The organism is Thermococcus sp. Bubb.Bath, assembly GCF_012027595.1.
Taxonomy (GTDB): Archaea; Methanobacteriota_B; Thermococci; order Thermococcales; family Thermococcaceae; genus Thermococcus.
The window spans coordinates 1-23,190 of record NZ_SNUR01000003.1; the positions used below are offsets into that span (position 1 = coordinate 1).

Annotated in this window: 17 protein-coding genes; 5 read left to right on the forward strand and 12 right to left on the reverse strand. The window is 51.9% G+C overall.

The window, feature by feature from the left end:
• Nucleotides 1-47: 47 nt before the first annotated feature.
• Nucleotides 48-5,840: a carboxypeptidase-like regulatory domain-containing protein gene (locus E3E29_RS07215; RefSeq protein ID WP_206205836.1), complete on the forward strand. Its 5,793-nt coding sequence runs from the start codon at nt 48-50 to the stop codon at nt 5,838-5,840.
• 683 nt (nt 5,841-6,523) lie between these two features.
• Entirely contained in the window at nt 6,524-8,011 is a 1,488-nt protein-coding gene (locus E3E29_RS07220) for a hypothetical protein (RefSeq protein ID WP_167910336.1), read from the forward strand.
• A gap of 47 nt (nt 8,012-8,058) precedes the next feature.
• Here E3E29_RS07220 and E3E29_RS07225 read toward each other — a convergent pair whose 3' ends face one another.
• Genes E3E29_RS07225 through E3E29_RS07240 form a run of 4 tightly spaced genes read right to left on the reverse strand, consistent with a single transcriptional unit; the run spans nt 8,059 to nt 10,278 of the window.
• Nucleotides 8,059-8,190, reverse strand: coding sequence for a C2H2-type zinc finger protein (locus E3E29_RS07225; protein ID WP_167910570.1), 132 nt, complete (start codon nt 8,188-8,190; stop codon nt 8,059-8,061).
• Nucleotides 8,191-8,243: 53 nt separating this feature from the next.
• Entirely contained in the window at nt 8,244-9,056 is an 813-nt protein-coding gene (locus E3E29_RS07230; protein WP_167910337.1) for a hypothetical protein, read from the reverse strand.
• Nucleotides 9,057-9,104: 48 nt separating this feature from the next.
• On the reverse strand, nt 9,105-9,932 hold the full coding sequence (locus E3E29_RS07235; protein WP_167910338.1) for a DMT family transporter: 828 nt from the start codon (nt 9,930-9,932) through the stop codon (nt 9,105-9,107).
• 37 nt (nt 9,933-9,969) lie between these two features.
• Nucleotides 9,970-10,278, reverse strand: coding sequence for a flavodoxin-dependent (E)-4-hydroxy-3-methylbut-2-enyl-diphosphate synthase (locus E3E29_RS07240; RefSeq protein ID WP_167910339.1), 309 nt, complete (start codon nt 10,276-10,278; stop codon nt 9,970-9,972).
• 127 nt (nt 10,279-10,405) lie between these two features.
• On the opposite strand from E3E29_RS07240, the gene E3E29_RS07245 reads away from it, so the two are divergent.
• Nucleotides 10,406-12,202: a glycoside hydrolase gene (locus E3E29_RS07245; RefSeq protein ID WP_167910571.1), complete on the forward strand. Its 1,797-nt coding sequence runs from the start codon at nt 10,406-10,408 to the stop codon at nt 12,200-12,202.
• Here the strand turns inward: E3E29_RS07245 and cca are convergent.
• The 8 genes from cca to E3E29_RS07285 form a co-directional block, all read right to left on the reverse strand.
• Nucleotides 12,199-13,569 carry a CCA tRNA nucleotidyltransferase gene (gene cca, locus E3E29_RS07250; protein ID WP_167910340.1) on the reverse strand — a complete coding sequence of 457 codons (1,371 nt, stop codon included), beginning with the start codon at nt 13,567-13,569 and terminating at the stop codon, nt 12,199-12,201. The genes E3E29_RS07245 and cca overlap by 4 nt on opposite strands.
• Nucleotides 13,566-14,135 carry an RNA 2',3'-cyclic phosphodiesterase gene (gene thpR / locus E3E29_RS07255; RefSeq protein WP_167910341.1) on the reverse strand — a complete coding sequence of 190 codons (570 nt, stop codon included), beginning with the start codon at nt 14,133-14,135 and terminating at the stop codon, nt 13,566-13,568. Before thpR ends, cca begins: the two co-directional genes overlap by 4 nt.
• Nucleotides 14,136-14,203: 68 nt before the next feature.
• Nucleotides 14,204-15,586, reverse strand: coding sequence for a hypothetical protein (locus E3E29_RS07260; RefSeq protein WP_167910342.1), 1,383 nt, complete (start codon nt 15,584-15,586; stop codon nt 14,204-14,206).
• 207 nt (nt 15,587-15,793) lie between these two features.
• Nucleotides 15,794-16,258: a phosphoribosyltransferase gene (locus tag E3E29_RS07265; RefSeq protein ID WP_167910343.1), complete on the reverse strand. Its 465-nt coding sequence runs from the start codon at nt 16,256-16,258 to the stop codon at nt 15,794-15,796.
• 167 nt (nt 16,259-16,425) lie between these two features.
• Entirely contained in the window at nt 16,426-19,161 is a 2,736-nt protein-coding gene (locus E3E29_RS07270) for an adenosylcobalamin-dependent ribonucleoside-diphosphate reductase (RefSeq protein WP_167910344.1), read from the reverse strand.
• 218 nt (nt 19,162-19,379) lie between these two features.
• A complete protein-coding gene (locus E3E29_RS07275; protein WP_167910345.1) occupies nt 19,380-19,814 on the reverse strand; it encodes a ferritin family protein in 435 nt (144 codons plus the stop codon).
• On the reverse strand, nt 19,804-20,622 hold the full coding sequence (locus E3E29_RS07280) for an HAD-IIA family hydrolase (RefSeq protein ID WP_167910346.1): 819 nt from the start codon (nt 20,620-20,622) through the stop codon (nt 19,804-19,806). Before E3E29_RS07280 ends, E3E29_RS07275 begins: the two co-directional genes overlap by 11 nt.
• 84 nt (nt 20,623-20,706) lie before the next feature.
• Nucleotides 20,707-21,384: a metal-dependent hydrolase gene (locus E3E29_RS07285; protein ID WP_167910572.1), complete on the reverse strand. Its 678-nt coding sequence runs from the start codon at nt 21,382-21,384 to the stop codon at nt 20,707-20,709.
• A 190-nt stretch (nt 21,385-21,574) separates the two neighbouring features.
• Here E3E29_RS07285 and E3E29_RS07290 point away from each other — a divergent pair, with 190 nt between their 5' ends.
• Together E3E29_RS07290 and E3E29_RS07295 are read left to right on the forward strand one after the other, a co-directional pair.
• Nucleotides 21,575-22,951 carry an acetate--CoA ligase family protein gene (locus E3E29_RS07290; protein WP_167910347.1) on the forward strand — a complete coding sequence of 459 codons (1,377 nt, stop codon included), beginning with the start codon at nt 21,575-21,577 and terminating at the stop codon, nt 22,949-22,951.
• A 2-nt stretch (nt 22,952-22,953) separates the two neighbouring features.
• Nucleotides 22,954-23,109 carry a hypothetical protein gene (locus E3E29_RS07295; protein WP_167910348.1) on the forward strand — a complete coding sequence of 52 codons (156 nt, stop codon included), beginning with the start codon at nt 22,954-22,956 and terminating at the stop codon, nt 23,107-23,109.
• The last annotated feature ends 81 nt before the right edge of the window (nt 23,110-23,190 follow it).

Genomic DNA, 23,190 nt, shown 5'->3' on the forward strand with positions numbered 1-23,190 from the left:
TCAACGGGCAGGTTATCGGGATTCCGATTACTAACCCAGAGGATGCTATGACCTTCAACGTTATCGCAACCTACAATGGTCACCAGGTTGGAAGCGACACTTACACGGTTACACCACAAGACTGGAGCGCTGACTTCGAGTACTACTTTGACAGGGATCCAGTGTACGCCTGGATCGACAACGGAGTGGATGTGCAGGCATACAGTGAACCGGGTGTACCAGTTAACGTTACAGTCACGCAGAACGGTGCAGTACTCGCTGCTGACGAGAATGAAGTTCACGTGCCCATTCCAGCCCAGGCTCCCGGTACCGTGACTTACAATGTGACCCTTACTTACAGGGGACACGTTGTTGGCGGCGGCGAGATAACCTTCGATGTTCAGTCATGGAGCCTCTACTTCAGCACGTACCCAGAGCTCGAGCAGGGCAAGACTGTCAACTTCACCGTCCACGTCACGACCACGAGGCAGTGGTGGGACAGTGACCCAGTTACCGTCAAGCTCGTCCTCCCGGACAACACTGTGAAAACTGGCGAGGGCTTCATTAGCGGCGTGGGCGACAACCAGGAAGGCACTGTGGTCATTGAGAACGTTACTCCATCCCAGAGCGGTGTTGCCAAGGTCATAGTCGTTGACGAACTCTCAGGCAAGGAGTTCACCCAGCTGGTTCCGGTTTACCCGGCCGAGCACAGGATTGACGTGAGCGTCAAGACAAGCGGTACTGTCTACAGGTTCCTTGACAACAGCATGAACGTTAGCATTGACTACCACTACGCGGTTAGCGGACACGCCAACGTGACAATACTCAACTCGGACGGCAATGTGATCTACAGCGGCATTGTGAGCGTTGTCGACGGTTACGCTACGATTGATAACATCGACTTCACCGCTGCGGACATGGGCAACATCCTCGTTGAAGTCAAGAGCATTGAGAACCCAGAGTGGACTGGCTACGCCACTGTCCCGGTTGAGGACTGGCAGGTCAACTTCAACTGGAATGTTCCTAGCGAGGCTTACCAGTACGTGCCGACCAGCGGTAGCGTCAGTGTGAGCACGGTTCCGAGCGAGCAGGTTACCCTCGTCATAAAGGAGAACGGAAACGTGATCTACAACAGCACGTCAAACGCCGCTTCCTTCACGATCCCGACTGACAGCACTGGTAACGTAACCTACACCGCATGCATCTTCTACAACGGGCACAAGATAGCCATGGAGAGCAAGACCCTCACAGTCCTCCCGTGGAACGTCACTATTACTCCGTCACGGACTTGGGCTTACAAGTACGTGCCGACTGAGATTAACTTCACGGTTAAACCGAATGTGACTGCCGTTAACCCGCACGACCTTGTTGTCAAGGTTGACGGCAACGTTACTGACAGCATTAACGTTGAGCTCACCGGCAACGAGACTCACACTGTGGAAGTCTACTACAACGGTCACCTCATCAAGAGCCAGACCTTTACCATAACTATGAAGAACTGGCACGTCAACCTCACATGGAGCCTCGCATCAGGCAGGGGCTACCTCTACCAGTACGTGCCGGAGGAGGTCACTATTCAGGCGATCCCGGTCAACGCCAGTGGCGACAGGCTTCCGTTCAACATCACCCTCAACATAACTTACATAGACCAGAACCTCAGCGTCATAAATGTAGCTGGTACCAATAGCGTCACCATACCCGTTGAGGACGACACTCCCGGTGCAGGGGTGGACATCTTTGTCGACGCCTACTATGGCACGCACCCGATGGTTACACTCGAAGATATCCATATCCCGACCCACACCTGGAGCATTGACGTGGTTCCGGAGGTTGTTTCCAGCGCTTACACTTCAAGTGGCTACCTCTGGGCAGGAGTCCCGGCTGACGTCGTCTTCAAGGTTGTTACCTACGACAATGTCACCGGTGAACAGGTTAGCCTGCCGCTCAACATTCCGATAACGGTTACATACGACGGCAACAACTACATCGGAAACAACACCGTCACGGTAGCTGTTGATAACCCGATGCTTCCGAGTGAGAGCTTTTATGTTACCGCCGCGTACCAGGACATCTCATACGCCGGTGTCAACCCAATAACCGTCCCGGTTAAGGACTGGGGCGTCTACGTCAACGCTTACCCAGGCAAGCTCTACAAGAACCTCCCGCAGAACCTCACCCTCATAGTCGGTTACAGCGCGGGAATCAACGACGTCGCCACCGTGACCGTTGAGAACGGGAACAAAACCAACACCACCCAGGTCAACATCGTCCCGGTCGGTAGCAACAGCGCCATCGGTGTCGTTGACCTCGGTCAGATCACCCCAACTGGAGACTACGTGAAGGTCAAGGTTGACACTGGATACTGCAAGAGCACCCTCCTCAAGATACCGGTCATCAACTGGAGCATTGCCGTTATACCGAAGGTCACCTTCGTCTACACCAACGTCTCGACCGACATAACAGTTGACGTCCACTACAGCGACAGCATGCTTGACGGTCAGGCCATCGTGTTCCTCCAGCTTCCGAACGGAACCGTCCTTACCCAGCAGGCTACCATCACCGACGGACAGGGCAGCGCCACGTTCACGGGCGTTGTCTCCGACATGGCCGGAAACATCACAGTCTACGCGGCCGACGTGGCCTCCGGTGAGATGAGCCCCGAGGAGACCATCCCGGTGCACGACTGGCACATGGAGATGTCCCTCAGCCCGACCGAGTGGTACACCTACATGCCGCAGGACTACACCGTTAACGTCACCTACATCGATGACGTCACCGGCGGAATCGCTAAGATAAGCGGAACCGACACCGTGGAGTACAACCTCACCGGCGTCGTTGGCACCGATGCGATTACCGTTACCGACGGACAGGGAAGCATTACCCTTGAGAACCTGACAACTGAGAACGCTGGAAACGCAACCTTCGCAGTCATCGACAATGCCCACGGCAAGAGCGTGGAGGAGAACGCAATAATCCACGGCTGGAAGGTCGTCGTTACCTATCCAGAGAAGCTATACGCTGCACCAGGTTACAAGAACCCAATTCAGGTTGGATTCAAGTACATCGCCGACAACAACGAGACCGTTCCTTACACCGGCAACACCACAATAATAATCCACCTCCCAGGTAACATCACCTTTACCGCCAACGTCAACGCCAGCCCGGTTGACTTCGGCACCGTCGAGCTCAACCAGACCGGTGTTGGAAACATCACCGTCTACGCCAACGACTACCCGGCCATTAGCGGGCCCGTGCCCAATAACATAACCGTTGAGAACCTCCTTACGCTCAACGTAACCACTAAGAAACTCTATGCGGGAGTCCCAAGCACCGTAGTTGCCAAGATAACCTACAACGGTGGAGACTACCACAACCTCAACGTCTACATCGCCAACGCTACTGGTCAGAGACTGACTAACCTGGCTCCCTGCAAGAATGGAACTATCTGGACCGCTAATGTCACCCTCCCGGCTGGGAACTACACGGTCGTTGCTTACGATACTGTATACAACGTTACCATGACCGACACGTTCCATGTTGCACCGTGGCACATTGTTGTAGAGTCTACCAAGAAATCAATACCGTTCGGTGCACTAATTCCAACAAATGTTACGGTCTATGCCATCGACGACGAGACAAACAGCGTAGCTATGATAAACGGTACCGTCCAGCTGACCCCACTGTTCAGCAACACAACCATAGTCCCGAGCGAGGTCTACGGAGTTAAGGGGGTCAGAATGGTCAATGGAGTTGCCATGTTGGAGAACCTCAAGCTCTTCGCGCCGATCATAGGCAACTACACGATAACTGCAACGCTCTACGGAAAGAGCAACACCACAATTGTGGACGTCGTGCCTCCACAGGGATTCACAGGCCTAACCTATGTCTACGTCAAGAACGTGTTCTACGAGGGCACCACACGTGTTCCAAACGAGACAGTGGCACTGTACTGGTCAATAGACGGCTCTGTGTACTTCCCGGTTTACTCCTATGAGATCAGCAACAGCGGTATCCCGACCAACCCACGCTTGGTTACATTCAACCCAACTGAGAACGAGCTCACAGTACTCTCAATACCAGTCGTTAAGAGCCTCTCGCTGTACATGATAGCAGTCCCAGAGTCAATCGCAAAGGATCACCTTGCCATCACTGAGCATGTGGTTAAGAACCTCACCGGAACTTGGACGTCCCCGGTAAAAGTCAGCTACGACTATAACGTGACCGTTAATGGAACTACTATTAACGTCCTTGCTAATGTCTCTAAGACGATAAGGACAACCACATCCAGCTACAGGCTCCCGGCTCCGGGTGTCTACGTTATCCCGTCCAGTCCGGCTACCCTCACTCTGTGGGCAGTTCCATTCACCCCGTACATAGTCAACACGACAGAAGAGACTATCTCCGCCGAGAACAGCACCTCATACACCTTCACCTTCACTCCGACTAAGTACATAGAGCTCACCAAGCTCACCGACATGAGCATCCAGCCGGCCCAGAACGGCAAGTACTTCGAGTTCGAGGCCAGGCTCTACATGAAGTACCTCAACATCAGCGGGCAGTTCGACGAGCAGTTCCAGACCTTCGAGCAGAACGTTCAGAGTATGGTGGACAGCCTGCCGTACCTCAGTGAGAACGATAAGGAGGCCCTGGCTCAGGAGATAATAGCCGATGCCCAGGGCTACAAGAGCAACATTACTGGAGCTTACTCCAGCAGCCCGACTCCAATAAGCGGTGAGGAGGTACAGTTCCACATTGACAACCCGGCCATAGCGTACCTCGAACCGGCTAACGGCACCACCGACGAGAACGGTACAGTTACGTTCAGAGTCTACTCGGCCGCTCCCGCTGGGGCCACCCCTGATAAGCTCATAAACTACATGGGTGACGTCACGGTTTGGGCTACCTACGACAATATGACCACCGAGAGCTACACCGTCTCCTTCGGAGGAGTTGGCAGCATCTCCGGTGACGTTGTTGGCCCGAACAACAACCTCCTGCCGGGTGCAGTCGTCGAGCTCCAGAAGAAGGAGGGTAACGAGTGGGTCACCGCCACAGACTACGCTGGAAACGAGCTCAAGACCACGGCGGACGGAAAAGGCCACTACTCATTCGGCAACGTCCCAGCTACCCTCAACGGCACTGAGTACAGGGTAGTTGCCACCTACGGCGACGGCACCGGCTATGCTGACACAGTGGTCTACCCGTTCAAGACCAGCACCGCCGATGTTGTTGTGACCAGCCAGGTCAAACCCACAGGGCTTGCAGCTTTCGTCAGCGATGCCCATACCCACAACGTGAAGATCGTCACCGGAAACAACCCGCTCCACACGGCAGACTATCAGGCAATGTCGTTCCTCATGACGTTAATCGGAGTCCAGCCAGCTTACACCGACAACGAGATAAACATCAGCACCCTCACCGCCAACGATATGATCATTGCAGTTGGTGGGCCTCTCGTTAACAGCATAACCGCTTACTACCAGAACTTCGGAGAGGCCAAGATGGTCACCAACGACAACGGCTCAATCAGCATAGTCGTCGGCAACGAGACCGTGGCCAACTGGACCGCTCCAACTCCATGGTGGAACGTCACAGAGGGCTACTGGATTATCCAGAAGGTCGTTGATCCGAACACCAACGCCACCATCTACATGATCTACGGTACCGATGCCGACAGCACCTGGGCAGCATCCTACTACTTCAGCCAGCACTTCGCCGAGCTCCAGGGCAAGAACTACGTCGTCGGCTACTGGAAGGACACTGACCACATGATTTACAGCCCCGCGTTCCTCAAGTTCAGCAGCGAGGACACCACCGGGTTCAGCCCAACCGACGATATTGGAGTAGTAGTTGAGGGCTGAACGCCCTCTTCCAAACTTTCTTTTTCTACAAGTGTTACACCAACTTCTAACGGTGTTTAGCCTTGTCGGGGTCGTTCCTCCGCCAAAAGTGGAAATTTTCATCCGTGCTTCTGCTGGTGTCAATCTGGACGTTCATTCGGTTTGGGTCGAACAGGATAACGACAACTTTTGATGAGGCTTATTACCTTTCCACAATTAAGGTTGGGGGGGAGTATTCAGGTCTTGTTACCCCTCTTCTCTTGAGGTTGTTTGATGCTCTCACCGGAAAACCGGTGGTGTCCCTCCTTATCATCTCGGCTTCCCTCTTTGTGATGTACTACTTCGCTGTGGTAGCATTTCACAGAAAGTTTGATGGGTTTGCATCCGCAGAATACCTTCTAATAGCTCTCTTACTGAGCAGCCACTATATATGGTCAGCGAATGCGGTTAGGCCCCAACAGATTGGCCTCCTCTCTGGTTTGGCCCTTCTCTTGTGGGTTAGAAAGGTTATTGATGGGGAATTAAGTTGGATTCATTCACTTCTTCTTGGCGCATTTCTCTGGATAGCCCTAATGTTTTCCCACGTGCTGTCCTTTGCCATTTTTCTTATCCTTTCGTGGACTCTCTTTCTTTATGAGTTCCTCGCTGGAAGAATAGGGACGGAAGAGTATATCCTCTTAACCACACTCCCAGGGGTGGGAGTCGTGGCCTTTTTCCTCCTTCCCCAGTACAGGATGATGGTCTTTTCAGTAAAATGGCTCCTGAAACATTCTTCCCTTTCCCTCTTGAATTACGCTGGAAGGCACTTAGAGGCAACGGTGGCTATCACGTTTCTCTTAGTGCTTCTTTTCGGAATCGTGGTTCGTTGTGAGGAACAGAAATACGGTTTGCTCCAAAGATTGCTGAACCTGTTAATTGACGAGCTTCGCAGGAGGTGGAAGTTGTATTTTAATGCCGCCGTCCTTCTCATTCTATCCGCAATCCTCTTTCAGTTCTACCTGGGGGCCCCGCGCTATTTGGCAGTATACGGTGGTAAACTGACTCTGCTCTTCTTAATGCAGATGGGGAACATAATCTTCGCCATTCTCTTACTTAGGGGGCTTCTGAAGGAGCTTTCAGAGGGAGCGATGACACCGCTCGCTTTACTAACATCTCTTCTCATTCTCCTTGAGCTGGGTGCACTTCTCCTCTCCGTTGTCGTGCCGAGGAACTTTGGCAGCTTTGGCTTTACAAACTGGGCCATCAGGGTTTACCAGTACCTCGTGGTTATCTCCGCTCCGTATGTGGCTGATGAACTCAGGGAGATTTTCTCAGTGAAGGGGAGAATCCTCAAAAGAACGGCAGTCGCACTCGTTATTGTCGGTATAATGGTTAGTGTTATCAACGTGGCCCGTCCCCCCGCTATCTATGACTACCCTTACTACTGGACGAAGGCTGATATCCGGCTGGTTTCACACGTGGGCCCAGGTCTTGTATACATTAATGATTCACCCTTACCGCCATTTAACTCCCAGGCACTTTCCTTCCTTGGATGGGCATGTGGGGTTAACCTTCACCCAGTTAGGGGGGATTTTGGTGGAATCCCCTCGCCCGACTTCTGCGTCTCCTCTCTCTGCCACTCCCCCTACCCGTATAAGGCTCTCACTTTATCTGCACTGGACACTGAGAGGGGCTTTAAGATAATAGCGGGGGCCGCACCGAAGGGAATGACCAAGTGGATTGGTGAGGTAATTGGTAACCGTTCCTCCGCAGTAAATGGAACCGTGGAACTTATCGTAGGGAACTCCACAGTTAACCCGCTGATAGCCCGGCTTGAGAGTGGGTTCCTGCTCCCAGTTCAGGTGAACTACTCCACGGTTACAGGTCCAACGTTCAGGTACTACCAGACCATAAAGGCGGGGGAGAAAGAGGGAGATGTGAGAAAGGGCTATTTTGTTATTGAGTTCGTCGAGGTCAACGGCACTCCCGCTCTGGTTGTAGAAGGGGTGTGCTGGGATGCCGTGGCTGCTGGGGTATGGTTCCTTGCGAACCAAGTACTTAGGGAGCCGAAGAAGTGGGACTACTCTTGGATAGTTGGGGAGTGGGAGGAGAGCGACGGAAAGGTTCTGCCCTTCCTCAAGTTCTACCCAGAAGATAAAAACGGGTTTAGCTACGGGGATAGAATAAAAATTGTGGCGGTCGGAAAGCCCTAACCGTTCATCACGATTCAGGCGGGCCTTCTCCTCATCCCGTGTCGGGCTCACTTTTTCCAATGGGCCCTGTTCACGTGTCTGGTGTAATCCTTGCTCTTCTTGAAGATCCTTCCACACTTGGGGCAGCGGTAGTAGAGCTCTCCATCCCTGTCTACGAAGGTTATGGCCCTGAGCTTCATACCTACCACCCCCGTCATTATTGAACTCCGAGCTGAATTTTTAAGGTTTAAGGTCAGGCCCATACGCGGTTCCCTTTGACCTTTATGTACCCCAGGCTCTGGAGTTCCTTCAGGAAGCTCTCGAGGGATTCTTCATCGAAGTAAACGTACACTGTTTCGTCCTCACCTTCGACGAAGAGGGGCTCCCTTGAGAGAAGAGCGGCTATGAGTTCGTCTTTTCTCTTGTACTTCTCAGCAAGTTTGAGCACCGTTTCGGCCAGGATGGAACGTGCAATCCCCGTGAACATGGCGTCAACGTAGCTCTCCTCCGTACAGTAGTCCTCCGCTATCTCAAGGGCTGCTTCTATGAGTTCCCTGTCAACTTCGAGAACCTCGACGTAGTAGACCTTCGTGAAGGATACCTCGCTCACCATCCTCGGGGCGAACCTTTCCTCCATCTTGTCCAGATACTCCTCCACTTCCTCTATCGGGAATCTGAGTTCCACCTTGAGCTCCTCAAGCTTTGGCTTTCTGAGAAGTTTTACTGTTCCCGACTCCTCACTGAGGGCCCCTGCTTCCTTTAGGGCAGTGAAGAGTATCAGCCGCTCTATCTCCCCCTCCCCAAAGAACTGCTCCGTTGCCTTTTCCTCCCCTACTTCCAATGGGGCAACCAGCTCCTCGTACAGTTCTCTCAGCTCCGAGAGTGTCTCCTCCACGGGTTCAATCTCTCCCGCTTTTTTTAGGAGTTCTCTGTACTCATCTCTCACGATGATGTAGTGTGAAATCTCCCTTCTAACGAACTCCCCTTTGCGGTTCATTATTCCAGCCCTGCTGAGCTCCCTTGAGAGTGCGTTCATATCATCCCGCGATGTGACTTCAAACTTCATTTTCTTCACCTTCCCGGAGTACGGCGGGTGTAATTATAAAATGAGCGGTTATCCTTTCCTAACTTCGTTCCATATTCCCGCGAGGATTAAAAGGCCACCGAGGTTGCCTTTCATATTGAGAACCTCTCCCAGGAACAGGAACGATGTGAAATAACTGAAAAGGGGTTCCGCTGAGTATATCATGGCCGCCCTCTGGGCCCTCGTCTCTCCCTGGTATTTAACCTGAAGGGTAAATGTGAGCACCGTAGCGAAGATCGCAAGGTATATTATCCCAAACCATGTGGTGGTGCCCTTTGGTATCTCCAGCCCCTCGAATAAGACACTGTATACTGTGGAAAAAACGAAGTTCCAGAATATCTGCCAGAACGACAGGCTCAGGTAGTCCAATCCACTGTACTTGTGAACAAGGACGATCTGGAACGCGAAACTGATGGCGCACAGGACTGTAAGTGCGTCCCCGTAGTCAATGTGGAGGGTTGCCCCTGAAATCAGGTAAAGGCCGGGGATAACCAGGAGGAGGGACATCACGTCATCCCTCCGTATCTCGTCTCCGAGAAGGAAATACGCGATAAACGGGGTAAAAACCACGTAGAGGGCAGTTATGAAGCCCGAATTGGTGGGAGTCGTGTACTCCAGACCGACTATCTGGAAGGCATTACCGAGGAAGAGGGTTATTCCGAGCAGGAACCCGGCTTTTAGGGTGTCCCTTTTAAGAGCCCTCCTGCCGAAGAGAAGCAGCATAACGGCGGAGGCTATACCAAAGCGATACGCGAGGAGCAAAACAGGGGAGACTCCGTTCAGGCTAACTTTCATAACGGGGAACGTGGAACCCCATATGGCTGTTATACTAAGGAGTATAAGCTCCGCCCGCTTCATGGGGCTCGCTATGTCTGCATATTTATAAACCTTGGGGCTACTCCCCGGGCCCATTGACGCATCCCATGTTCATCGCGAGGAGCATCTCAACGAAGCCAGATTCGAGGTTCTTCCGTATCTTTTCGGCGAGTTCCTTGAACTCCCTCTCCGTGAGTTCTCGCTTGTCCTTCAGCCACTTTATCCTTCCGTCGTTTTTGTCGAGGATGACAACAGGTTCTTCAATGACGAGTGGCACATAGTTCATTTTAATTCCGTAAAGCTCCTCTGCAAAAGCAACCTTTGCCCTGAGGAGTTCCATATAATTGGCAAGTTCTTCCCCCAGTATGTCCTTAGCATCTTTCCTCATCATTCCACCATAGTATTTTTGATGTACACATTTATTAGGTTATCGGGCAATGGTGGGTAGCAGTGCCTTATTCAGACGATAGAAACCTCCATAAGGATTACGAGAAAATCTCCTAACGGTGATGTGCATGATGATGAAGCGCTCCTATCACTTTCACGCCTACCAGCCGGGGGACATAGTTTACGTCCACGATGGCTCCGGGTGGGATCCGATAAAGTACTCCGAGAGGCTCAGCCCAGTTTCACTGAAAATTAGGGATATCGATGTCAAGGGACGGAACTGGACGAGGGCTGTTATAAAGGCTTACGAGTATGCCGGAGAAGTCTTGGGGGGCCTACCTGAGAAGAGTGTCAGCGTTGATTTTGAACCCTTCACCCTCTACATGATACTCCAGTACAAGCCTAGGATATATGCCCAGATAGTGGAGCTTCTTGGGACTCACGTTGAGGTAGTCCCCACCACACCCTTCCATCCCATAATGCCGCATCTTGGCAAGTTTGACCAGGAGGTTCTCGCTAGGGTTTCCTTCGACTTCTACGCTCCATTCATTGGGGACTCTGACGTCGTTGGCTACTGGCTTCCTGAGGCAGTCATCACGAAAGAGACGGCGGAGATCATCGCAAAGGCCGCCGCCGGGAGGGGGGTAGTCTTCCTTCTCGACGAGCGGCAGTTCGTTGGTCTCAACATCCCCCAGGCGAAGTACTCCTGCAACACATACCGCGCGGGGGAGAAAACCGCATATGCCTTCGGCAGGGATCACCAGCTCAGCGACTCCTTCGCCTTCAATACCCTTGATGTGGAGGGTTTAATCCGCGCCGTGGCGGAAGGCAGGGTCGATGTGTTCAAGGAGCGGGAGGGGATACCCTACCTTATCCACCTTGCGAGCGACCTTGAGGCTCTTCTTGCTAATCCACAGCAGCTAGATCGCTTCCTTGGGTGGATGAAGGGACTGGACGAGAAGGGTGTTGAAGGCGTAAATGCCGTTGAATTCATTCGCAGGAAGAAGAAAGGTGAGTACAAAAAGCTCGAGGGAGAGTGCAGCGAGTACTTCAGAATAAACATAAAAGACTACTCCAGCTGGAGCGACTACTACGACCTCAGCGTTGACGGCAGAACCGGGGACATGAGATGGCTTGGGATGAGGCGTGAAGATGGCAAAGTCATAAATCGCTTTTACAGAGGCAAAAAAGTCTCCCAGCTCTGGAAGTATGCATTCACCAAGCTCTTCCGCGAGCTGAACAGGGCTATACGCTTCGGTGTTAGTGATCTGATCAAAAAGGAGAAGCCCGAGGCCGGCAGAGAGCAAATCCAGAAGTTCCTCGTAAGGTACTCAAGGGCTTTCTTCCGCGAACACTACGAGTACTTTGAGATGGAGACTGGGGTTGACTACATCATGGAGCCCATAGATGGCGTTGACCCAACTCTTGCCATGAAACTCGGCAGAATCTACTACCTGATGCTTCTGGCTAACCACTCCTGTCCGCGCTTCTGGGAGAACATCGACACGAGGGTTACCTTCGGCAACGTCGCGGTCATGAGCAAGGCCCTCATAGAGCTGATGGAGGTCTACATGAAGGAGGGGCTCGGGGAGAGGGCCAACTTCCTCCTCCTTGAGTACATGAAGCTCTTGGCTTTTCCGCAGCTCTACTATGACTATGACCTCTACAAACTCTCCGGTTTGGAGGGATGGGAGACAACCGAAAAGGCATGGTTCGAGTCCCTCCAGAGCGAAGTTCCGAAGAGTTCCTACAACGTCGTAACGAGGGCGGCCCTCTACACCGGGAAGGAGGCCCTGCCCGATGAAGTCAAGGACGCCCTGGGAATCCTCTACAACTACGATGAGGCGGTTGCAGATACCGGCCACATACCTGGTGAGGCGCACGGTCACTGGGAAAACATGGAGTGGTGTGAACACCGCTCCTAAACTTTTAGCCCCTCCTTTTTCCTACTTAAAAACAGATACGCCTCCACTTCTAGATCTTTTGGCACGTAGTCCACTAGGATGTCTGCTCCTTTTATTGTTTCTCTCAGGTTCTTTCCGAGGGCAACCTGGCTCTTTTCGAGCAGTTCGATGACAACATCAATCACGGACTCTTTCACAACCTTCTCCGCGTAGAGCCTTTTGCCCACGAGCCATACCCTCTCATTTTTCCTGTAGAAATCCCTTCCCCGTTCCGTGAAGAACTCTGGACCGGGATGCACTCTAACGCTTGCCCTCTCAGTTCTATCGAGTTCGAGCATTATAAAGGCTTTTCCGGCTTCTACCCTACCGATGTTCCATCCCAAGACCCCAAAGCCCTCCTTTGATAGGACCTTTTCGAATCCCTTCGCACTTCTCTCCAACTGAGGGAAAAGCAGGTCGTCCACCATCTTCGGGACATTAAAGAGCAGTGTTACGAGGTGCGTCCCCTTTCTCCTCAGCTCTGCCAGATAGTCTCCTATAAAGTCCTCCTTCGGGAAGAAGAACTCAACCGATGGGTTTTCGATGAACTCTCCTGCCTTGAAGTAGAAGCGCCCGTACTTCTCCCAGCTCAGGTTTGCTGAGACGTTCCTCCTCGGATCCACAGGATCAATAACGACCAGTGGCCTGTCCTCATCTACCCCTCTCTTCACGGTCTTCATGGCTATTTCGGGCTCTTTCCTCAGCCAACCCGCTGGGTCAATTACCTTCTGCCTGAGCATGAAGTCAGCGTTTTTGAGGACGTCCAGGAAGGAGCCGTACTTTATCACGAGTATCTCGGCCAGATAACCTGAAAAGCCCCTGACGTATATCTCGCTCCCGTAAGCTTTGATACCCTTGAGAAAGCGCTTGAGCAGCCTGACCTCGTTGTTCCTCCCCTTTAGGTTCTCGTTCACCCACCGCGTGTGGAGGATTGAACGGTCAACGGCAGTCCTCACGTCCCTCCAGTCCCTCACGTCGTAGCAGGGAACCAGATCGACTTTAACGCCTTTGTATTTAGCCCTCACGTACGGGTGCTCCGCGTAAGCTATCTCGCACGAGTCGAGCTTTTTTGCTATGGTCTTTCCAAGCTTCAGTCCCTTCCCCCTCAGCTCTTCTAAGGGCGTATCAAGTGGGAACGCAAAAAAGAGGTCGAAGTCATGGTCTCCTGCAAGGTACGTGTCCTTGGCTGTAGAGCCGACGAAATATGGCCTAACATCGAGGCCGAGCTCTTCGGCTGTTTCTTTTGCAATATCTTTAAGTTCGTTCATCAGCGAGCGGACGAAGGCCCTCTCCTCCTCGGTCGGTACGATTCTCCGGAGGACTTCAGCAATCACATCTTCAAGCGTCATTCCTTCTCCTCCGGCTCTTTAAGCTCGAACCTCGCCACCGTCTCGTATATCGGACCTTTAGGTGTCAGGGTGCTCTTCTTTAGCTCTATTGCTTCAACATCAAACTCCCCAAAGTCCTCGTTGGCGAGGTCTTTCAATGCCATCGCGAGTTCAAGTTTGTCCTTAACGAACTTCACCCTGCCTATGGTTATGTGGGCCACGAAGTCCTTCTCCTTTTTGAAGCCAAGTTTTCTCATGGCCTTCTCAATGTCTTCCGCTATCGCCTTTATCTCCTCGTCGTTCTCTATCCCTGCCCAGATTACCCTCACGTAGTTCGGGTTCGGGAAGACGCCTATTCCCTTCACTCTCGCCCTGTGCTTCCTGTGCTTCTTCGCTATCTCTGTGAGTGCATTTTTGACTTCTTCTGCGGTGGCCTCGTCTATCTCTCCCAGAAACTTGAGCGTCAGGTGGAGGTTCTCAGGCTCGACGAACTTTATCTTCGCAGCTTTGTTCCCTATTCTCTCCTGGGCCCTAACGAGGTTGTCCCTGACCGTATCGTTAACGTCTATTGCTATGAACGCCCTCATGGTATCACCGGGAAAAGTTGGAGAAAGGAGTTAAAGGGATTTTGGAAAACAAAATGGAAAGTTAGGTATCAACTGTAGTCAGCTTCCACGTACAGACCGATGGGGACGTTTACCTTTTCGTAGACTGTGCCGTACCAGTGGTGCACTGGGATTTCCACTTTGTACTTGCTTTCCATGGCGTAGAAGGTCACTTGACTCTCTGGACCTTCATTTCTGATATGACCAAGCATGACGTAGCTTGAGTAGTCACTGACACTGAAGCCGACGGTTAGAGTTGCAAACCATGGTGGAAGGGAACCATCACTGAGGGCTTCTAGAATCGCTCCAACGGGAATTCCAACACCAAAGCTGTGTCCGTCGCTTCCAGAGTAAATTTCCTCATAGAAATCTGACATATAAACCGCTTTGTTAATGCTCCCGCTGATTCCTCCGGACTTTTTCATCCATTCATCTGGGAAGTTGTAAGGTGGCTTCCCTAAACTGTAACCACTTTCAATATCTCTAACATTTCCATGGGTTCCATTTATTGCGAAGTTGTCGATTTTTGCAAAGTACCTCTCGTTGTCCGTTGGAGAGCAGAAAACGTTGTCGTGGGAATCCCGCTCGCACATGTACTCTTTCTGATAAATATAGTGCACGGTTCCTTTAATCCACACGTACCCCCACCAGTATTCCTTGGGCACTGTAATGTCATATCCTCCAGCGTAATAGTCAGTTATTGACCTTCCAAGGGCTTTAACAGTTATCGAACTTGGATCGAACTCAACTTTTTCCGATATCTTCCCTCCGAGTGCAACCGTCACGTCCGGCCCCCAGTACTTCTGAACTGTCATCGCGATGTCTGCCGTGCCAAAGATGTCGCTCCAAACGTTGTTGTGGATTATGAGAATGGGTATCGTCACGTTTTCATAATGGTTCTGCTTGATTGTCCTCCACTCAAACCATGGTGGATTCAGGTAGCCTTGGGGCTGTACGCTGGTATTCTTTTCAACTTCTGCAATCTCGGTTTTTCTGGCTTCATTAAGGTTGAATTTTAGTTCAGTGTTTTTTGCAAGAGTGTTCCTCTCATCGGTTTTGACTTCAAAGCTGTCTGGTGGCAGCGTGTATAGCTTTCCGTCTTTAACGATCCAAACGTCAACACCGATGAAAGCGGTTTTTGAGCCTATCTTCTTTGCAATGCCTCTCGGCGTGTCGAGGTTGAGTTTTATCACGTCTCCCTGCGAGATCAAGCTTTTGAGCATGCCTCCACTCAGTGTTCCCCTCTGGAGGGTTTTAATGCTTCCGTTCTCATCAAAGGTCCATACCGAGTAATAAACTTTCCCGTGGTCGGTTAGCGGTTTTCCATTCTCGTCGAGGAGGGAAACCTTGGCGCCGCCGATGGGGGAAGCTTGGATGTATCCAATCCCAAGAATAATCAACACCCCAATAGCTACTGCCAGCTTCCACTTCATCAAGTTTACCCCCATTGAAGTTTTATATTCCTAATTTAGAAATTTGATATTTATAAGCTTTTTCTTTTACTTTTAGTAAAAATTCTTCCTTTTTTTTTCAAGTGCTAATTTATTCGGAACTGGTTTTGCCTTTGGAATTAACCAAAAGAAGCGCAAGTAAAAGAGTTGCATGGTGGTGCAATTGAAAAAAACGTATAAAAAAGGGCTTCACTCCCTTACAACAACCGGGAACTCTTCCCAGGGGAAGACGATCCACTTGTCAGTCCTGAAGACGTAGAAGTCGGGAACGACCTTCGTCCACGGCTTCATGCTGAGGCAGGCGACCTTAACCGCACTTGCCCCCGCCTTCTTCACTTCATCGATAACAACCTCAAGGGTCTTCCCCGTGTCGCTGACGTCATCGACCACAACGACCTTCTTACCTTCAAGCGAGCCGTGGAGAGGGATTGTTATCATGGGCTTTTCCATCCTCTCCCCGATATCCTTGTAGAACTTCACATCGATGACCTTAACTTCGAGGTCGCCGAGGATGTGACTGAGCCTCACCGCCGGGATGAGTCCACCCCTCGCGACGCCGACTATTACATCCGGCATGAAGTTCTTCCTAAGCTCGTCCGCGAGTGCAAATACGGCCCTATCGACCTGCCACCACGTGAGATAAACCTTGTCCATTTCAACACCTCCGAATATCCAGGGTCAGTACAAGCCCCACTTAAGGTTTTCCTCTGAGTGCCAGAAGTTAAAACATAGGTCTTAAAAAGGATGCTTTGACAAGAAAATGTCAATGCTGGCAGATGCAAGAAAGTGAGTTAAAATTTGTAAAAAAAGGAAAAAAAAGCTCAGCTTATGACGCATTTGCTCCAGCCGCAGCGCGGGCAGGTGGCACAGCCGCTCTCCATCCTGAGCTCCACCAAAACGCCGTCCTTCTCATAGCAGACCGGGCAGTAGGCAACGCCAAGGAGCTCTTGTATCTTCTCCTCCGGAATGTCGGGCTTCTCAGCATGGTGTGGGTGCTCGTGAGTCGGTTTGGGGGTGGAGACGTGTGAGACCGAGAAGGTCAGCCCTCCTGCTTGGGCGCTCTTCTCTTTCCCGTTGGTGCCGTTCAGTATTGCCTCAACGTTGATGAAGCGCGCCAGCCAGGGCTCAGCCTCGACGATGGCCTTCAGCTTCTCCACCGCGTACTCGCTAGGCTTTGCCTTGACGCGCTGCTTCTTCTTCTCGCTTTCAACGCTGTAAACCTGAACCGAGAGGGAACCGTCGCGGTAGACGGTGACACCCTTGCAGCCGAGCTTGTAGGCGAGGAGGTATGCGGCCTTAACGTCCTCAACCGTTGCATCGTTGGGCATGTTTATGGTCTTGCTCGCCGAATCGGTGAGCCAGAGCTGGATGTTGGCTTGAGCCAGTATGTGGTCGAGCCAGTGAATGTCCATCGAGGTGACGAAGACCCTCTGAAGCTCCTCTGGAATTTCCCCGAGTCCCTGTATCGAGCCGTAGTTGTCGCTTATCTTCCTGAGGAGTTCGTCGCTGTAGAGGCCACGCTTCTTGAGTTCTGCCTCGAAGACGGGGTCAACATAGTAAAACTCTCCAACCGTGACACTCTTCTTGTAGACGAGCGCGAATAAAGGCTCTATTCCACTGGAGGTATCGGATATCATTGAGACGGAGCCGGTGGGCGGGCAGGTGGTGGTCATTCCGTTCCTGACACCGTAGCGTTTAATCTCCTCAACAAGCTCGTCCCAGGGCAGGTTCCATATCTCGCGGTGGTAGAAGCCCTCGACGGGGAGCTCTCCGTCCTTGTATCTTGTTTTCTCATAGAGCGGAAATGGGCCGCGCTTTTTAGCGGCTTCAACGCTCTGTTTATAGGCGTAGAACGTGAGGTACTCGGTGGCTTTCCTCATAAACTTGTATCCTTCCTTGCTGTTGTAGGGTATGCCGAGTTTGAAGAGCGCATCGGCAAGGCCCATCATTCCCACTCCGATTCTCCTGGTCAGCTTGGTGTTGCGGTCGATTTCAGGTAGCGGGAACTTGTTGACGTCTATCGCGTTGTCGAGGTACTTGGCGACCCTTTGGATCACATAGGCGTACTCATCCCAGTCGAAGTAGGGCTTCCCTTCGTCGTCATACTTAACGAACTTTGCGAGGTTTATCGAGGCTAGATTGCACGATTCGTAGTCGTAGAGCGGCTCTTCACCGCATGGGTTGGTAGAGCGTATCTTTTCACCCTTTGCCGGCTCCAGAACGTTTCTTCTGTTTATCACATCGAAGAAGACCACACCCGGGTCGGCCTTTGCCCATGCCATGTAGGCCAGCTCTTCAAACAGGCTCTTGGGGTCTATTTCCTTGACCTTCTCGCCAGTGCGCGGGTTCACGAGCGGGTACCTATTCCCTTCCTTCAGGGCCTCCCAGAAGCCCTCCCAGAGGCCAACGCTTATGTTGAAGTTGCTGAGGACGTTCGTTCCGGTGTTCTTTTCCTTTGCGTGGATGAACTTCTCAACGTCGGGATGCCAGACTTCCAGAATTCCCATGTTGGCCCCGCGCCTGACGCCGCCCTGCTTTATGACGTCGCTAACTGCATCTATGAGGTGCATGAAAGAGACTGGACCGGATGCTGCTCCCGTAGTCGTCCCGACTATGTCACCCTCCGGGCGGAGCTTTGAGAAGTTGAGACCGGTGCCGCCTCCGGCCTTCTGTATCATTGCCACATCGTGGGCCGCTTTCATTATGCTCTCCATATCGTCCTCTATCGGGACGACGAAGCACGCTGAGAGCATTCCAAGGGGCCTTCCGGAGTTGATGAGCGCGGGAGTGTTGGGCATGAAGTACTGACCAGTCATCATTCTGAAGTACTCTTCTATCTCATCCTCGTATTTGTCGAAGGCGCCGTTTTCGAGCATCTTCATGACCTCGTCTATGGAGAGCTTCATCTGGCCCTTCTCAGCGAGCTCGCGGTAGAGGTTGAGAAGCCTTTCGAAGTGCCATTTGTTTAGCTTGAATCTGCCTATTGAGAACTTTCCGTCGTACTCGTCTAGGTTTTTTAGGTATTTTTCGAGGGCAGCCAAGTTCTGCTCGTGTCCCCCGTTCTTGTCAAAGACCCTCTCGTCATAGAGAATGTCAGGAATAACGGCCAAAGTTGAAACGCGCTCGTAGAGTTCCTTTGGGCTCTCGATTATCTCTCCTTTCTCGTTCTTGATTAGATAGCGGGAAGCAAGAACGCGGAGGGCGTTGAGGGAGAAGCGCTTGTCTATTTCGTCTAGCTTGTCCTTGTTGAGAACTTTCCTTTTCTCCTCTCTGATTTCAGCCTTTTTCTTGCGGTAGAGGATGTAGGCCTTGGCGACCTCGAAGAGGCCGGCGCGCATAAGTTCAAGCTCTACTATGTCCTGAATGTTCTCTATGTTCGGAACCTGACCATCGTAAAGCTCGTTAACCCTTCTGACTATTCTTCTGACGACTTTGTTGAGAAGTTTCTCGTCCCTTACTCCAACTTCGAGCATTGCTCTTTGGACAGCCCATCTTATACGCTCCTTATCAAAGGGGACAATTCTACCATCCCTTTTCATCACTTTTTCAACGGCCATATAAACACCCCTGTCGGATTTATCCGCTTTTTGTATTTCATTAGGTAAAATCAACGGCGAGTTAGGATAAGGGATGAGGGTAAATATATCTTGCCCCCCTCTTATTTGCCATCATGACGAATTTTTTTGTGATATACTACCCGTTTATCTGGGGGATTGAAAAAGGAGAATGTCGGATATTTTATCCAGATTTTCCAATGGATCTTACCCTTTACAACCTAAAGTCCCTCGTACAGGAGCCGCAGACGGTACGCGTGTTTTAATTCCTCGTCTGCCATCATCCGGAAGAGCTGGGAGAGCGTTCCTTCCAGTATCGACGCCAGTTTATTGTACAGCTCGTATGCGTGCTTTTCCCTGACCACTGCGTCCATTATCAGTTCCTCAAGACTCGATGGCTCGGAACGAGAGTCGCTCAGCATGGGCTCTATTGAGAGAGAGCCCATGTAGTCTAAAACGGCCGTTCCTTCCAGACTCTCACCCGTCAGCATGCCCTCAAGGGTTTTTCTGTGTCTGAGCTCTTCCTCTGCCATCAATCGGAACGTCTCCACCATCTCCGGCCGTTCGTAGGCCGCAAAGGTCTCACCGAGCTTGTGGAGATTGTAGAGCTCGTTCTCCTGCCAGATGAGCTTTTCAAGGAGCTCATTAACTCTCATCCTCTGCATCTCCGACCGTTTCTAGGTATCCCCTCAGCTCCCCTATGCTGGGTAGGATGAGGTCCGGCTTTATCTCACTTTCGGTGACGTCGCTTAGGGTGCTTACCCCCGTAAGCACCATTATCGCTTTCATTCCAAAGCGCTTTGCGAAGGCGATGTCAGTGTCCAACCTGTCCCCTACCATCCAGACCTCATCGACGTCACCGAGCTTCTCCCTCGCCACCTCGTAGGCAGGCTCGTTCGGCTTTCCGATTATCAGTGGTTCCTTGTCAGTCGATGCTTTGAGTGCAGCTATTATGGCTCCAGCTCCAGGATAGAGCCCCTCCTCTGCCGGGTAAGTCGTGTCGGGGTTTGCGCCTATGAAGTTCGCCCCGTTTCTTATGGCTAGCGTCGCGTACTTGAGCTTTTCGTAGGTTAAGCCCGGGTCGAGGCCAACGACAACGTGTTGGATTCTCCTCCATGCGCCTTCTCTAGCCTCTTCAATGCTTATAATCCCCCAGCCAAGGGCATCTATCTCTTCCTCCAAGCCCTTTCCACCGATGACGAAGACCTTTCCCGGTTCCATGTGTTTTTCCATGTAGAGCCTAGCCGCGAGACCTGAGGTAACTATGGCCTTTTCTGGGACATCGATGCCCATCGAGCGGAGCTTTTCCCGGTACATGGCGGGTATCATGGTTGAGTTGTTCGTGAGAAAGATGGAGTGAATCCCCCTTCCCTTTAGGAACGCTATGGTCTCTCTTGCACCGTTTATCGGTCGGTTCCCTCGGTATATCACACCGTCCATGTCGAATATCATCCCTACCCTCATACAATCCCCTAAAGGGGTATACTCGTTCCTTTAAAAGTCAATACGTTTAAGAAAAGTTGGAAACAAAAGGTTCTCAAAAGATTTTTAGAGCTCAATGCTCTCTCCGGGCTGGAGGATAACGACCTCAGCCTTATCACCGACGAGTTTCTTGAACTCCTCTGGATCCTGAGCGATTGGCTCCCATGTGCTGTAGTGCATCGGGACGACTTTCCTCGGCTTGAGGAGTTCAACCGCTTTGGCGGCTTCCCTTGGTCCCATAGTGAAGTGTCCGCCTATTGGGAGGAGGGCAACGTCAATCGGGCCGTAGAGCTCGTTGAAGAGGGCCATGTCGCCGAAAACGAACGTATCTCCTGCATGATAGATAGTCACTCCGTCGAGCTTCACTATGAACCCAGAGGCGTTGCCTATGCTGTGAATACCGTCGCTGCTGGAGTGCCAGGCCGGAACCTGGACGATAAAGATGTCGTCTATCTCTGTCGGCCCGTAGTTCATTCCTATCGTCTCGACCTTTCCGCCCGACTGTTCGCTTATGTAGTTTGCAACGTCGTACATTGCAACTATTTTGGCTCCGCTTCTCCTGGCTATCTCTGGGGCGTCGCCAATGTGGTCGCCGTGGGCGTGAGTCACCAGAATGAGGTCTACCTCAACCTCCTCTGGCTTAACTGCCGCCTTTGGGTTGCCGCTGAGGAACGGGTCTATGAGTATCTTCTTGCTCCCCTCAATCAGAAAAGCCGCGTGGCCCAGGAACTTCACCTTCACCATTGCCACCACCTCCGAAGAATAAAATAACCGAAGCTTACTTAAAGGTTTCGGGTGTTTGTTTGAGGGCTTTTTAGTGTCTATTTTTGCCCATAGAAGAATCTTTAAGCTCAACAATGCCAAAAAATTCTCCGATGCCCGTTTTGGGAAAGCTTATATACGATTCCACCGAGATTTTAGCGGTGAGTAACGGATGACGCTGGACTACTTCTTCAAGCCGAAGGCTATAGCCGTTATCGGGGCATCGAACGACCCCCTTAAACTGGGCTATGAGGTCTTCAAAAACCTCAAGAAGTACAAAGCCGGGAAGGTTTACCCCGTCAACGTCAAGGACGAGGAAGTTCAGGGATTTAAGGCCTACAAGAACGTTAAGGACATCCCGGACGAGGTCGACCTTGCGGTGGTAGTTGTTCCTAAGAGGTTCGTCAAGCAAACAATAATCGACTGCGGCGAAAAGGGTGTCAGGGGGATAATCCTCATTACAGCTGGCTTCGGCGAGGTCGGCGAGGAGGGCAAAAAGGAGGAGAGAGAGCTCGTCGAGATAGCCCACAAGTACGGAATGAGAATAGTCGGCCCGAACTGTGTTGGTATAATGAACACCCGGGACGACATGAACGCCACCTTCGTCATGGACGCTAAGAAGGGTGATATCGCCTTCATCAGTCAGAGCGGTGCTTTGGGAGCGGGAATCATCTACAAGACCGTCAAGGAGGGAATCGGCTTCTCCAAATTCGTCAGCATTGGCAACATGGCGGATGTGGACTTCTCCGAGTTCATGGAGTATCTGGCAGACACAGAGGATGACAAAGCCATCGCCCTCTACATAGAGGGCCTCAAGGACGGCAGGAAGTTCATGGAGGTTGCGAAGCGCGTCACCAGGAAGAAACCGGTGATAGTCCTTAAAGCTGGAAAGAGTGAGAGCGGCGCCAGGGCGGCATCAAGTCACACCGGCTCTCTGGCGGGAAGCTGGAAGATCTACGAGGCGGCCTTCAAGCAGAGCGGCGTTATAATCGCCAACACCATTGATGACATGCTAAGCATGTCGAGGGCATTCACCCAGCCGCTCCCGAAGGGCAAGCGCGTCGCTATAATGACCAATGCCGGCGGCCCTGGAGTTCTCACGGCAGATGCAATAGACAAACTCGATCTCAAGCTGGCCAACCTCGCGGAGAGGACGATTGAGGAGCTCCGCTCGTTCCTGCCGCCGATGGCGGCCGTGAAGAACCCCGTTGACATGATAGCCTCCGCCCGAGGAGAGGACTATTATAAGACAGCAAAGCTTCTTCTCCAGGATCCCAACGTTGACATGCTCATAAGTATCTGCGTCGTGCCCACTTTCGCAGGGATGACGCCAACGGAGCACGCGGAGGGGGTTGTTAAGGCCGTTAAGGAAGTGGACAACGGCAAGCCCGTCCTCGGCCTCTTCATGGCCGGCTACGTGAGCGAGAAAGCCAAGAAAGTCCTCGAAGCGAACGGAATTCCGAGCTACGAGAGGCCTGGGGATGTGGCCGCCGGTGCCTATGCCCTGGTGGAGTTTGCCAAAGCTAGGGGAGTCTTGAAGGAGGAGTGAGGATGGAGGCCCACGCAAAACTTGGGGAGAAGGAGACAAAGCTTCCTCAAGTGGCTCCCCTCACAATCAACGACGTCCATGAAAAGATTAGGAACCTTGTTAGCGAAGTTGAAAAGGATCCTCACAAACTCCTAAAGGGGATGCGGGATGACAACTGATAATTCGAGCGTCAAAACCCGCAAGAAGAGCTTAAGGCGTTTTACCTTTTGGATGAAGCTGGACTTGAGGATTCCCTGAAA

Excerpts from the sequence above, each read along its gene's own strand:
- E3E29_RS07215 (WP_206205836.1), top strand. The coding sequence starts at position 48 with ATGACCTTCAACGTTATCGCAACCTACAATGGTCACCAGGTTGGAAGC.
- E3E29_RS07225 (WP_167910570.1), bottom strand. The coding sequence starts at position 8,190 with ATGAAGCTCAGGGCCATAACCTTCGTAGACAGGGATGGAGAGCTCTAC.
- E3E29_RS07230 (WP_167910337.1), bottom strand. The coding sequence starts at position 9,056 with ATGAAGTTTGAAGTCACATCGCGGGATGATATGAACGCACTCTCAAGG.
- E3E29_RS07235 (WP_167910338.1), bottom strand. The coding sequence starts at position 9,932 with ATGAAGCGGGCGGAGCTTATACTCCTTAGTATAACAGCCATATGGGGT.
- E3E29_RS07240 (WP_167910339.1), bottom strand. The coding sequence starts at position 10,278 with ATGAGGAAAGATGCTAAGGACATACTGGGGGAAGAACTTGCCAATTAT.
- E3E29_RS07245 (WP_167910571.1), top strand. The coding sequence starts at position 10,406 with ATGATGATGAAGCGCTCCTATCACTTTCACGCCTACCAGCCGGGGGAC.
- cca (WP_167910340.1), bottom strand. The coding sequence starts at position 13,569 with ATGACGCTTGAAGATGTGATTGCTGAAGTCCTCCGGAGAATCGTACCG.
- thpR (WP_167910341.1), bottom strand. The coding sequence starts at position 14,135 with ATGAGGGCGTTCATAGCAATAGACGTTAACGATACGGTCAGGGACAAC.
- E3E29_RS07260 (WP_167910342.1), bottom strand. The coding sequence starts at position 15,586 with ATGAAGTGGAAGCTGGCAGTAGCTATTGGGGTGTTGATTATTCTTGGG.
- E3E29_RS07265 (WP_167910343.1), bottom strand. The coding sequence starts at position 16,258 with ATGGACAAGGTTTATCTCACGTGGTGGCAGGTCGATAGGGCCGTATTT.
- E3E29_RS07270 (WP_167910344.1), bottom strand. The coding sequence starts at position 19,161 with ATGGCCGTTGAAAAAGTGATGAAAAGGGATGGTAGAATTGTCCCCTTT.
- E3E29_RS07275 (WP_167910345.1), bottom strand. The coding sequence starts at position 19,814 with ATGAGAGTTAATGAGCTCCTTGAAAAGCTCATCTGGCAGGAGAACGAG.
- E3E29_RS07280 (WP_167910346.1), bottom strand. The coding sequence starts at position 20,622 with ATGAGGGTAGGGATGATATTCGACATGGACGGTGTGATATACCGAGGG.
- E3E29_RS07285 (WP_167910572.1), bottom strand. The coding sequence starts at position 21,384 with ATGGTGAAGGTGAAGTTCCTGGGCCACGCGGCTTTTCTGATTGAGGGG.
- E3E29_RS07290 (WP_167910347.1), top strand. The coding sequence starts at position 21,575 with ATGACGCTGGACTACTTCTTCAAGCCGAAGGCTATAGCCGTTATCGGG.
- E3E29_RS07295 (WP_167910348.1), top strand. The coding sequence starts at position 22,954 with ATGGAGGCCCACGCAAAACTTGGGGAGAAGGAGACAAAGCTTCCTCAA.